A 12320-nucleotide genomic window follows, 5' to 3' on the forward strand; every position below is an offset into this window, starting at 1 on the left:
TAGGAGGAAGAAAGGAGAATGGAAAAAGAACAACTGAGTGCTCCAGGAGAAAAATCCTCCCTTAGAATGAAATGGTGGATGTGGGTTATCATCGGGGCCGGAGGGCTGATCCTGGTCGCGGCGATTGTCTCGCAGGTGAGTATCAAGAGTCTCAGCCGCCATATCGAGCACCAGATGAATAGCAGGCTCAAGGGCTATACCGTCCGCGTGGGACGGGTCTATTTCAAACCCCTGCCCCTCTCAGTGGGATTGAGCAACGTGGCGCTCGTGCAGAACGCAAATCCCGACCCCCCGATGGCCGATGTGAAATGGATCTACGGGAGCATCCATTGGAGAGCTCTCCTGGCGGGACATCTTGTCGGAGATATCCTGATCGATACCCCAAAGTTACATCTGAACCTCGCCCATATCCGTGAAGAAGAGAAGAGCAAGGTCCCTCTCAGGCAAAAGGGTTGGCAGGAGTCGATCCAGGCCGTATTGCCGATCAGGATCAATATAATCACCATCAGGAATGGAGAAGTGACCTACATCGACGAAGGCCCCGCCAAACCGTTGCAGGTGAGGGAAATCTTTTTGAAGGCTTCCAACATCCGCAATATATCCGTTCCCGATAAAACATATCCTTCCGGAATAAAAATGGAGGCGCGCGTATTCGAGAAAGGGGCACTCAAGCTCGATGGCCGCGCCAATTTCCTGCAGGAGCCTTACCCCGGAGTGAAAGCGACGGTGGAGCTTGCCGGGATCGAATTGGCAGATCTCACGCCTGTTCTGAAGAAGGCGAACATTCTCATCAAGAAAGGAACACTTTCCGGAAAAGGGGCCGTGGAATACGCACCGGATATTACGGAGATCAACCTTGAGAGCGTCGAGTTGAAGGGCCCGGCCATCGATTACGTGACCCTTCCGCAGACGACCGAAGCGGAGAAGGAAAGGGCCCGGGCAGCCGCGCGTAAAGCGAAGGAGGCAAGCACCGAATCTTCGGCAAAGATACGTGTGGGCCTTCTCACCATCAGCCAGGGGGCCTTCGGTTTCGTGAATAAGTCGGAAAGCCCCCCCTTCCGGCTTTTTATCGACAATACAAATGCCACGATGAAGAATTTCAGTAACAGGTTTGCGGAGGGGCCGTCCAACCTCGACCTCACCGGGAAATTTATGGGTACGGGGAGTACCCGGATAACCGGTACATTCAGGCCGGAGAAGAAAAGCCCTGATTTTAACGTGAACGTCGTGATCGAGAACACCGAGATGCCCGCCATGAGCGACCTTTTTCGCGCTTACGGCGACTTTGATATCAAATCGGGGTTATTTTCCTTCTATTCGGAAGTAGGAGTGAAAGACAACATGGTCAAGGGTTATGTGAAGCCCCTCTTCAAGGAGATGAAGATAGAAAACCGGCAGGAGAAGGGCGTGATCCACAAGGCCTATGTGGGGGCAGTGAAAGGCCTCTCGAAACTGCTCCGGAACGAGCCCCGTAAGGAAATAGCGACCCAGACGGACATCTCGGGGCCCCTTGAGGGGCCCCGCCCCGATACCTGGCAAGCGCTCGTTAACCTCGTACGAAACGCCTTTATAAAGGCGATTCTTCCAGGTTTTCAGAGAGAAGTGGGACGGCCGTCGAGCAGTTGAAAGGTGCGGCGCCTCCTTCCCTCGATGTCATACGGGCCTCGATCTTCCGTGACGCCTTGCGGGCCGGTCCGGCTCAGCCTCTTCTGAAAAGATGGGCGACGAGGCTGGCAATGAAGAGGACGATGAAGATGAAGAAGAAGATCAGGGCGATACTTGCGGCAGCGGAGGAACGAGATTCTGTAGATGAAACCCTTTCACATGTCCCGGAACTCGTTCAGGGCGAGGTACCTGAGGAGTTCTTCGGCCTTTTCCATCATCTCACGGTCGATGCCAATCGCGGGATAATCGAGGCTTACAAGAAGGCTCAAGGCCCTGTTGACATCAGCCAGGGCCTTCTTCCTTTTCGCACCGCCTTCGCCGGCCGCTCCTCCACGGATATCGACGATAAGTTTATCCCGTAGACTAACCAGTGCCCGTACCGTGTGGTCAATGCGGTTTTCAAGACTGACCGGATCGTGATCGTATGCCTCATTGAGGCGGGAGATGGTCCTACGACAGAGCTCCTCGTAGCCCGCCTCGGATATTCCCGTGGCTGTTATGCGACCCTGTTTTTCCGCTGTTTCATGGTTATTCATGGGGTCCCCCTTTTGCCATTATCCCGGCAACCCCCAGGATAACGACCGCGAGCCCCCATCTCACGATAAAAGGAAGTTTTTTTGCGGCCTCGGGTCGGTTGGCGTACTCCGACGGATGGGCGGGCATTTTACGCCCTTTGTCCTCTTCCTCCGTCTGGATATGAATAAAGTAGGCTACCGGATCGTTTCCGGACCGATTCCCTGCGCGGAGAAGCATCGCCGGCACCAGTGCACCCAGTGCGACGCCGGATATCAGGCTCATGGCGGTCATGGGCAAGGCCCGTCTGCCGAAGATCAGGGGCAGGAGCTTTCCCGTGAAAAAGATCGCGGAGGCAATTCCCAAGCCGCTGCCACGGGGGACTGCAGTGCCTTGCTCTTCCTGCCGGGCACGGGGCCTGCTTTCCCATACCTTTTGGAGCATCATCAGGGCAAAGGCGCCCGTCAGTATTGAAAGCCGCCCTAAGCCCTCCGATCTCTTCCCGGCAAGAGTCCGTACCCCTTCCATAATCGAAAGGGCGGCTGTTGCATTTGCCGAAGCGACAAGGGAGGACATGCGCGGGAAACCGGCAGACCAGAAGGGGGTGCTCGTCTCTTCGAGCTCTGTCCCCACATAAGACGAAACGACCGTGCCTGCCAAAGACGCGGGTACCTGAACAATTCGTCCCATGATGCGTCCCGCCCGAGGGAGACCAAAATCTTCCATAAGCTGTGCAACTGAAGTCAGGGCGGACAATAGCCCGAACTTCGTCAGGGACCACACTCCGATGGACATGACCGAGGTGGGACGGAAGAGGCGCAGCATATTATACCATCGGGAGCGGGTATGGAGGTCGAGGACGAAAATGAGCAGAGCCATGAGGGCCCCGGCGGAGGCCATATGCCGCCCGGTCCGCACCATGGGCCGGTCCCCTTCGCCCCCGAATAAGTCCGCCACGGTGGCGATATATTGAGCGGCGCTTCCGATACCCTCCGTAAAAAAACCGGCGCCCGCACGCAATCCATAATGGCTCGATTTTACCGCAGGCATACCGTAATATGTTTCACCCTTGTATGCGGGCAGGGGCCTGCTTTTTACTTTCCCCCGAGGTCCGGGATCCGGGTTTTTCAGGAGCCCCTTTTCCGGCTCGCGAAGAAGAACCTGCCCATTATCCAGATACATGCCACCTCCCTTTTACCCTGCTCACTCCCTCTCATTCGCAGAAGCGCGTATAGTCATCGCAGTACATACTATTATGCCGGCGACCGTAGCGAGACCCCGGAAAATGCTGTGGGCGATGCGGCGGGACGGCAGCCTCGGGGACCGCGGCAGATTGTAGACCTCGGGACTGTCGAGGAGGAGAAAAAAGGCATGGAGACCCTTGATGCCTCCCGTCGCGCCGGGTGCACCGGGTACTCCATACAGGTATGCATCATCCCTACCGAGTGCGTGCAGCCGTTCGAGCCGGCCATGGGCGCGGTCGATAAGCTCACCCACTTCTCCGAACTGTATCGAATTGGTGGGGCACGTCTTCGCGCACGCAGGCTCCAGGCCCGCCTTAAGCCTGTCATAGCAGAGGGTACACTTATGGGCCTTCCCGTCATGCATATTAAGCTCTATTACTCCGAAAGGGCAGGACGGGACGCAGTAACCGCACCCGTTGCAGATGTCCTGCTGGACTACCACCGAGCCGTACTCCGTGCGGAAAAGGGCGCCTGTGGGACATGCCTCGAGGCACGCGGCCCGACGGCAGTGCTTGCAGACATCGCTCATCATGAGCCAGTTGCTCTGGAAGGGGGCAAGCATGGTAGGCCGCGATCCGCCGTTATCGGACATCTTTTCGATAAACCGCACATGACGCCAGGTGCCGGCCGACAGACTCCCAGTATTGTCAAAGCTGGTCCCCCGGAGGCCGATGTTGTCGGCGGGCAGCCCGTTCCATTCCTTGCAAGCCACCTCGCATGCCTTGCAGCCGATGCAGAGGCTGGTATCCACAAAAAACCCATATGTCCGGCCCGGCACCACGCGCACCCCGGCGGTGACTTCCGCTTCATCCGGGATCATCCCGCTGAGGCCTTTTTCGTAGGAGACCGCTCGCGCAGGAACGGCATCGGGATACACGGGTTTTGTCATGGCATCAACCTCTCTTGAGCCTTCCTTTTTCTATATTGCAGGTAAACGCTTTTCCTTCGTGGATGGAGCAGTTAGGGTCGCCCACCACCGCCGTCAACGTGTTTGCCACATCGCCGGTCGCATATCCCTGCCATCCGAAATGCCATGGAATACCGACCTGATACACTATGCCGCCGTTGATGCGAAAGGGCCGGAGTCTTCGGGTCACGAGCGCCTGGGCTTCGATGCTGCCGCGCGCGGTGGAGACAATTACCCAGTCGAGATTTCGTACGTCCTTTTCCTCCGCCAGCTCGGGTGGAATTTCGACGAACTGTGAGGGCTGCAGCTCGGCGGTGGAAGGGATCATACGTGTGGGAAGGGCGCCCGTATGCTGCTCGGTCAGGCGAAACGTGGTGATTGCATAGGGATAGGCGGGATCGGCGATACCGTGCAACACGTTGTCGCTCCTTACCCATTTTTTTGTGACAGGATTGTCCTGCTGCGTGTAGAGAAGATTCCTGACCGGAGATTCAACAGGTTCGTAATGGGTTGGTATGGGGGCATCTTTCAGGCCTGACGGCACGAAAAGGGAGCTCTTGCCATCGGCGATCATGATAAAGGGCGATCTACCGTCAAGGGCGTCCATTCCCTTCGGCTCCTTCGACCAATCGGGTTGGAAGCCCGGCTCTTTCGTTTTCTTGAAATCCGGGACATCGAGGCCTTCCCAGTGTCCGGAGCCCTCGTCCCACCAGATATATTTCTTCTTCTCCGACCAGGGCCGCCCTTCGGGATCTGCGGATGCCCTGTTATAGAGGATGCGACGGTTCTCGGGCCAGGCGAAACCCCAACCGAGATGGGTGCCCGGGCCGTCGGGGCCGTCTGCTTTGCGGGAGCGGGCGTGATTGAAACCGGCCCTGGGGAAGACCCCCGTATAGATCCAGCATCCCACGGCAGTCTCGCCGTTATTCTTGATATCTTCGGGTCCGGCGATCTGTTGCTTGTCTTTCCAGGTATACCCGTTTATCTCCCTTATCACCGCTTCGGTTTCGGGCTCCCCTGTGGGACCTTCAACAGGGTAATCCCACGTCAGGTTCTGGATGGGCTGGTCCGCTTTCTTCCAGCTTGACCGGTAAAGTTCCTTGAGCCGGCGGCCCAGGTGATAGACAAACCAGAGGTCCGAGCGACAATCTCCCGGCGGGTCGACCACCTTGTCGTGCCACTGGATGAGGCGATGGGTATTCGTGAAAGTCCCTTCCTTCTCGCCCGGCAGCGCGGCCGGGAGCAGAAAGATCTCGGTTTTAATCTGTTTTGGGTCGAGCTCGCCGGAGGCCGCCTCAGGGGATTTATACCAGTATGACGCGGTGTCGCTTTCAAAGATCTCGCGGACTACCATCCATTCGAGGTTCGGAAGGGCCTTGCGGATCATACGGCTGTTGGAGCCTCCGATCACAGGGTTCTGACCCATAAGGAGGAGCCCCCGTATGATGCCGTCTTCGATCGCCAGGGTCATGGGCAGTTGGGAATGATCGCCCATGATCTTGGGGATCCAGCCATACCCCCATCCGTTGGTCTCCGTGGCGTGGTCGCCGTACCACGCGCGCAGCAGGCTTATGAAGAATTTGTCCAGATTATGCCAATAGCCCGTGGGGACCGCTTCATTTTTCAAATACTCATCAAGGGTCTTATGGATGGACTGGTACGCGTTCGGATGGCGCAGGTACCCCGGAAGCATGTTATAGAGGGTGGGGATGTCGGTGCTCCCCTGGATGCTGCTATGACCGCGAAGAGCAAAAAGGCCGCCCCCGGGGCGGCCGATGTTGCCGAGGAGAGACTGAACGATAGCTGCCGCCCGGATGATCTGGACACCCGTGGTGTGGTGGGTCCAGCCTACCGAATAGCACCAGGCGGAGGTGCGCTCCCGTCCGCTGTTCCGCGTCAGCGTCCTGGCTATTTCAAGGAATGTCTGCCTGGGACATCCCGTGATACGTTCCACCATCTCGGGTGTATAGGCGGCATAGTGGCGTCGCAGGATCTGGTAGACGCAATGGGCGTCTTTAAGAGTTTCGTCGCGGGGAGGCGGTCCTTTCTCCATCCGCTTCAATTTTTCGCTATATGATTCGCCCGTATTCACATGATGTTCCGATAAGGAGGAAGGCATGACCTCCCCCTTGTACTGCCAGCTCTCGTGATTATATGAGCCCGTCTCGCTGTTCCAGCCGGAAAAAAGCCCGTCCAGTTGACTTGCGTCCTTGAAGTCTTCGTTTATGATCGTGCTGATATTTGTATAGTTGAGGGCATACTCCCTGAACCAGAGGTCGTTCTCAAGGATATAACGGATCAGCCCTCCCAGAAATGCGATGTCGCTGCCCGCACGGACCGGCGCATAAATATCGGCCAGCGCCGAAGTACGGGTAAAGCGGGGATCGGCGTGAATGATCGTGGCGCCCCTCTCCTTGGCCTCGAGAACGAACCGGAATGCGATGGGGTGGTTCTCCGCCATGTTGGAGCCCATGATCATAACGCAATCGCTGTTAACGAGGTCCCATTGGGCGGTGGTGGCTGCCCCCCGACCGAAGCTTGCGCCCAGACCGGGCACGGAAGGGCTGTGTCAGACCCGCGCCTGATTTTCCACCCATACCATTCCCAGGCCGCCGGCGCAGAGTTTCTTTATGAGGTAGTTCTCCTCGTTATCGAGTGTGGCGCCGCCAAGCTCCGCAATGGCCATTGTGTGGTTTACCTCGACATTACCGGGGAGGGTTTCCACAAAGGTCTCATCCCGCGTTTTTTTCACGAGTTGGGCGATTCGGTCCATGGCCCAATCGAGGGGCACCTCCTCCCAGGATTCGGCGAAGGGTGCTTTATATTTCACCGTCGTGAGCCTGTTCGGGTTCATCATCCAGCTCACGGTGGCTGCCCCTTTCGGGCAGAGTGTTCCCTTGTTTATGGGACTTCGGGGATCACCTTCCACGTGGATGATGTCATTCCCTCTGGCATAGACAAGCTGGGCACACCCCACGGCGCAAAAGGGGCAGATACTTCCTCCCACGCGGTCCGCGTCTTGCAGTCGTGCTTTAATGGCGCGCGAACCGGGCGATTCGGCTGCTTTCCCGAACCCGTCTTCCCCGGCAGCCTGGCGCATGAGCGGCCATGCCTGACCCGTACCCGAAGACGACGGCCTTTTCGTCTTTTCCATCTTTCGCTCCTGCAAATTACACGGCGATTCCCACGGCGTGTGCCGTTGCCGATTCGAAGCCTTCATCGCCGGTGAATTCAACGATGACATGGGTGCCCTTTTCATACCAGTCGAGGAGATCATTCCCTGTCGAAGCTGTATCATGGGCGAGGGTAAGAAGAATACTTTGCCCTTCGGACGTGGTGAGACGAAAGCGGCCTTCCTGCACAAGGGTGATATGTCCTTCCGCGATTTTCATTGCCTCCCCGCATTTTATCTGCGTCGTGCCAACCATTCCGTCCCTCTAGCGGAAAAGATGGTCAGAGGGAGGAAAAAAGTCAAGTGGAAGAGGAGAGGTCCTCCTCCCTTTGCGTTCTGTTCCACACGGGTGGTGGTCGGCTCGCACGGTAAGTCCCGATCCGGCCCCAGGTCATTTAAGGCTTCATTATCACCTTGGTCGCACCGTTCGCTTTTTTATCGAACATCTCGTATGCCTGGGGTGCTTCCTGGAGCTTGACGCAGTGACTTATTATCTTCGTCGTGTCGCAACGGCCGGTCTCGATCAGATGGAGCAGCTGCTCGTTGTAATTCTTCACGGGACACTGGCCCATCCGTATCTGGATCTCCCGGTTAAAGAGGTCGCCAAACGGGAACTGGTCGTAGGCGCCGAGATAAACACCCGGGACTCCGACGGTGGAGAATTTTCGGGCCACCTTTGCAATCCACATGAATATCTGCACGGGATTTTGCCCCTCGTAGGCGGGCTTCTTGACCTGCGGCGATTGCCGGTGTCCGACCGCCTCATAACCTACCGCATCTATGCAGACCGTGCCGGCGCCTTTGGTCGCATCGTGAACGAATTCCACGGGATCGGTTTTGCTGAAATTGATTACTTCGGCACCGAGGGCGCCTGTTTTCGCGAGTCTGTCGGGCTCACGGTCAACAGAGAAGACCCGGGCGGCTCCGCGCAGGAAGGCGCTCAATACCGCAAAATAACCGACGGGACCGGCCCCGAAAACGGTCACGTCATCTCCGGGTTGAACGTTTGCAATATCGGCCCCGAAATAACCGGTGGGGAAGATATCGGAAAGAAAGATCACCTGCTCGTCGGTCAGCCCCTCGGGCACGAGCAGGGGACCCGTATTGGCATAGGGCACCCGGACATATTCCGCCTGTCCTCCATCGAACCCCCCGAGCTTCTGGGTATAGCCGAAGGCCGCCCCCACTTCACCGTTGGGATTCGACCTATCGCATTGGGACCATAACTGGTGGCGACAGAACCGGCAGCGTCCGCAACTGATATTGAAGGGAATGACGACCCTGTCTCCCCCCTTTACCTCGTGGACCTCCGGCCCCACTTCCTGAATGATGCCCATAAATTCATGGCCGAGGGTTTGGCCGGGCTCCATTCCCTCCACGCTCCCGTGATAGAGATGGAGATCGGACCCGCAGATGGCCGTGGTGGTTACCTTTAATATTGCATCTTCAGGATGTTCTATTTTCGGGTCGGGTTTATCTTCAATCCTGACGTCATAGGCGCCACGATAGACTAATGCTTTCATCTGTTCCTCCTCCAGGTGAAGCAAAGCCCCCGGCCACGACACCGGGGGCTTCAGCCATTTACATCGCCTTTTGCCAGTACGATTCGGTATTCGTATTCCACATGGGGTCACTCGTATCGGGCCAGTTGTCTTTATCGAAGCCGGGTGCGTTTTCAAGCCGCTCCCGGGGTACATCGAGTATGAACTTGTGCTCTTCCTCTGAAATACTGAAGGCTTTCCAAGGGACCGCGAACAGCTTGTCTCCCACGCCCAGAATACCTCCGAAGCTGAGAACGACATAGGCAACGGTACCTGTTTCAAGGTTGATCATGATCTCTTCGACATTGCCCAGGTCTTCACCCGCTTGATTTCTTACTGCATCTCCCGCCAGAGTGGAACATGAAAGCACTCCTCTGTATTTTGCCATGATTTTTCCTCCTTAATAAGATACGGCTCCATCCGGTAAGCCATGCCTCCCATGACGGCACCGTGTGCAAATAATTGGAGAACTGCCCCGTACGCATTATATGCCGACACGCCTGCTCCATCCCTGAAGTCTTGACCCTCCCTGCGGCAAGCGCCGGGCAAGTCTACCCTTCTTTTCATATCTGACCTGACGGCTCCCCGCGGTCCGAAAGATTCTTCTTCAGGGTCTCGGCCCCTGCTTCGGCCGCCGACTTCATAGACTCTTTGCCTGCTTCATAATATGTCTGTGCCTTCTGCGCTGCTTCAGATACCCCGCCTTTCATATCATCATAGTATTTTCCTGTCTTCTCCTTCGCATCCCCCGCCATTGCTTTCAGCTTCTCCCTTGTCTCCCGACCGGACTTCGGCGCCACAAGCAGCGCGACTCCGGCGCCGATGGCGGCTCCCATAAGAAAAGACAAACCTGATCCCATGCCTGAGCTACTCTCTTCTGTTCTCACAATTTCCTCCTTTAATAGGTGTTTAGTCTTCAGAAACTCTATCCCCCGCAATTACCGCGCGAAAGATGTTCCTGAAGCGGGTCTTGTTTCCTTCGGGCTCCTCTGAACGAATGCCCATGCGTGGAAATCAGCCGATCGAGTTCATAATGAGTGCTTTGATCAATAGCAGGAGAGGGTGAATGGAAGCTGAATGGTTTGCAACACCGGACGCTTTAGTTTAATGGAGCCATGGCTCCTCCTTTCTCTAATCTCATAGAGACACGGTAATCATTGAAGCTCTGCCGCGTCAAGCCGTGGAGAAGGTATGGGGAGAACTTTTCGGCTGATGATATTGAAGGAATTCATCCTTTGCAGGACGGAATTTTTGCGCTATTGACATCAAGCGCCGGAGTACCTATTTAGTTTTAAGAACAGGCGATCATGTGGTCCACCAGTCGCCATGAATAACACTTCAAAGGAGGTATGACGTCATGAAACGAAAGAACATGCTTATCCACCTGTTGATCCTTCTTATGTTTGTCGCTGCCTTAGCTGCTTGCGGGTCCACGCCCAAGCAGGAAAGTACCGGAGATTACGTGGACGACTCGGTCATCACCACAAAAGTAAAAGCCCTTTTGGCGAAGGATGATATCCTGAAATCATTCGAGATCAGCGTCGAAACCCGGAAGGGCGTGGTGCTCCTGAGCGGCTGGGTCGACACCCGTGATTCCGTGAACAGAGCAGGGCAGATTGCACGAAGCGTAGCAGGCGTGCAGTCGGTGAAGAATAGCCTGATGGTGAAGTAGTCCCGCGTGTCCGGCCGGGACCAAAATCCCGGCCGTGACAGGACACCCGGCTACTTCACAGGTAGATAGAAAGGAGAAGATGGTGTCCATGGGAACGTGGACGAAGAAATGAAGGAGGTGCAGATATGATTTGAGAAATTGCCACATAGGCTTGGAAATTTATATACGGATAGGTATCACGCGCACTTCCTCGTGCAGTCCGCCTCGATGCACCCTCTCAATTCATCCGATCTTCACACGTACCCGCGCAAGTGAAAAAATATTTCCAGGAGTCTCGCCGGCAGTAAAGCTGCGGGGCGAGTTGTTTCCGGACGGACGGGCGCCCCACGCAATAAAGAAGGGCGGATATCCGGGATGAAGATGGAGTAGTCGACGCAGCAAATAAAAAGACTACCCCGAACTGCACGAGGACCCCCGACTGATGCTTCTCCACTAAAGGCTGGTCGCGAACGGGTTGTATAACGGGAAAGAGGCTTGATTGAAAACCAAATTTAAGGAGACAAGTATGAATAAGCTTATCGCAATATCGGCAGTTGCATTATGTGTGCTCTTTGCAGGAGTAGGTCCGTTGGCAGCTGCGGGTGATTCTGGGTATACCAGGTCCGATTCACAGAGCCGCAGCGATAGTGTAGATCAGTCAGCCACGGGTTCCACGGGCACCGGCTCCATGAATCAGCCGGACACAGGGACCATGAATCAGCCGGACACAGGGACCACGAGTGATACGGGAACCGGATCGATGAACCAGCCCGGCACCGGCTCCTCCTCGAGCGGACCGGCCAGCGGCTCCTCCATGAGTGGCCCCAGCACCGGCTCCATGGGAGGATCTTCGGGCGGCGCAACCGGCTCGGGCAGATAAGAATGGAAAGAGGGGGCCGGGGAAGGGTCCGGCCCCCTCAGGAATATTACGGCAAGGCTATGTCTCTTTACATGCAATCAATAAGATTTTACTAAAGGGATTCACCTCATGCAAATTTTGACATGGCATGTTCAAATGCTGTCTTGAGATCGTTCCACGTCTCTTCACTGTCGATCCTCAGATCTTCCCATGCATCCTCATCGGCTGTTTTGAGGTTCTCGAGCCTCATTCTCGCCTGGCGCTGTTTATGTTCGAGGTGCTCGATCATCCTGTTGTACTCAATCCGGCCTTCCGCGTTCGCATCGGCCGCTTTGGCCCTGAGGAGATCGATTTCCCCACTCCATTCCCGCAGCCTGGTTTCCAGCTTATCTTCATATTCTTGACGTGTTTCCATCCGGACCCACCTCCTGGAATGATGTTCAAATGACATGCTTCTGTCCCCGGAGCCTATATGTAAAAGATATAGAGGACAACCGATAGGCCTCTCTTCGTGCCGGTCCGATCGATCGTCCTCTTCGTCTTTCGGGCGTGTCCGCCGCCCCTTTCTACACTCTTCGTCCCCTGAAGAATCCTAAAATAAGGACGATAATGGCGATCACCAGAATGATATGGATAAAACCGCCCAGAGTGTAGCTAGTGATCAATCCGAGAAGCCATAGAACTAGCAATATTATCGCAATGGTCCATAACATGATAAGCCTCCTGAAGTTTTTTTGTCGACGCCACCACCTCCCTGTCAGAAAATTA

General features: G+C 55.8%; 13 protein-coding genes. 3 read left to right on the forward strand and 10 right to left on the reverse strand.

The window, feature by feature from the left end; all coding sequences use genetic code 11:
* Positions 1–18 precede the first annotated feature (18 nt).
* Entirely contained in the window at positions 19–1626 is a 1608-nt protein-coding gene (locus VGJ94_06180; GenBank protein HEY3276189.1) for a DUF748 domain-containing protein, read from the forward strand.
* A 194-nt stretch (positions 1627–1820) separates the two neighbouring features.
* Here VGJ94_06180 and VGJ94_06185 read toward each other — a convergent pair whose 3' ends face one another.
* The 8 genes from VGJ94_06185 to VGJ94_06220 all read right to left on the reverse strand — a co-directional run bounded on the left by VGJ94_06185 (position 1821) and on the right by VGJ94_06220 (position 9929).
* The gene (locus VGJ94_06185) at positions 1821–2201 is read right to left on the reverse strand and encodes a hypothetical protein (GenBank protein ID HEY3276190.1); all 381 of its coding nucleotides are present in this window, start codon (positions 2199–2201) and stop codon (positions 1821–1823) included.
* Positions 2194–3360 carry an NrfD/PsrC family molybdoenzyme membrane anchor subunit gene (gene nrfD / locus VGJ94_06190; protein HEY3276191.1) on the reverse strand — a complete coding sequence of 389 codons (1167 nt, stop codon included), beginning with the start codon at positions 3358–3360 and terminating at the stop codon, positions 2194–2196. Before nrfD ends, VGJ94_06185 begins: the two co-directional genes overlap by 8 nt.
* Before the next feature lie 21 nt (positions 3361–3381).
* On the reverse strand, positions 3382–4311 hold the full coding sequence (locus VGJ94_06195; protein ID HEY3276192.1) for a 4Fe-4S dicluster domain-containing protein: 930 nt from the start codon (positions 4309–4311) through the stop codon (positions 3382–3384).
* Positions 4312–4315: 4 nt separating this feature from the next.
* Entirely contained in the window at positions 4316–7429 is a 3114-nt protein-coding gene (gene fdh / locus VGJ94_06200; protein HEY3276193.1) for a formate dehydrogenase, read from the reverse strand.
* Between the two features lie 70 nt (positions 7430–7499).
* Complete coding sequence (locus VGJ94_06205; protein HEY3276194.1) at positions 7500–7721, reverse strand: hypothetical protein; 222 nt, start codon at positions 7719–7721, stop codon at positions 7500–7502.
* 175 nt (positions 7722–7896) lie between these two features.
* Positions 7897–9024 (reverse strand): zinc-dependent alcohol dehydrogenase, encoded by a 1128-nt coding sequence (locus VGJ94_06210; GenBank protein ID HEY3276195.1) that lies wholly within the window; start codon positions 9022–9024, stop codon positions 7897–7899.
* Positions 9025–9082: 58 nt separating this feature from the next.
* Positions 9083–9430 (reverse strand): PRC-barrel domain-containing protein, encoded by a 348-nt coding sequence (locus VGJ94_06215; GenBank protein ID HEY3276196.1) that lies wholly within the window; start codon positions 9428–9430, stop codon positions 9083–9085.
* A gap of 175 nt (positions 9431–9605) precedes the next feature.
* The gene (locus VGJ94_06220) at positions 9606–9929 is read right to left on the reverse strand and encodes a YtxH domain-containing protein (GenBank protein ID HEY3276197.1); all 324 of its coding nucleotides are present in this window, start codon (positions 9927–9929) and stop codon (positions 9606–9608) included.
* A 470-nt stretch (positions 9930–10399) separates the two neighbouring features.
* Between VGJ94_06220 and VGJ94_06225 the strand changes: the two genes are divergently transcribed.
* Entirely contained in the window at positions 10400–10714 is a 315-nt protein-coding gene (locus tag VGJ94_06225; protein HEY3276198.1) for a BON domain-containing protein, read from the forward strand.
* 505 nt (positions 10715–11219) lie between these two features.
* The gene (locus VGJ94_06230; protein ID HEY3276199.1) at positions 11220–11573 is read left to right on the forward strand and encodes a hypothetical protein; all 354 of its coding nucleotides are present in this window, start codon (positions 11220–11222) and stop codon (positions 11571–11573) included.
* 106 nt (positions 11574–11679) lie between these two features.
* Here VGJ94_06230 and VGJ94_06235 read toward each other — a convergent pair whose 3' ends face one another.
* Both VGJ94_06235 and VGJ94_06240 read right to left on the reverse strand, forming a co-directional pair.
* Positions 11680–11967 carry a hypothetical protein gene (locus VGJ94_06235; protein ID HEY3276200.1) on the reverse strand — a complete coding sequence of 96 codons (288 nt, stop codon included), beginning with the start codon at positions 11965–11967 and terminating at the stop codon, positions 11680–11682.
* Positions 11968–12118: 151 nt separating this feature from the next.
* Positions 12119–12265, reverse strand: coding sequence for a lmo0937 family membrane protein (locus tag VGJ94_06240; GenBank protein HEY3276201.1), 147 nt, complete (start codon positions 12263–12265; stop codon positions 12119–12121).
* Between the last annotated feature and the right edge of the window lie 55 nt (positions 12266–12320).

The sequence above is a fragment of the Syntrophorhabdaceae bacterium genome (assembly GCA_036504895.1).
Classification (GTDB): domain Bacteria; phylum Desulfobacterota; class Syntrophorhabdia; order Syntrophorhabdales; family Syntrophorhabdaceae; genus PNOM01.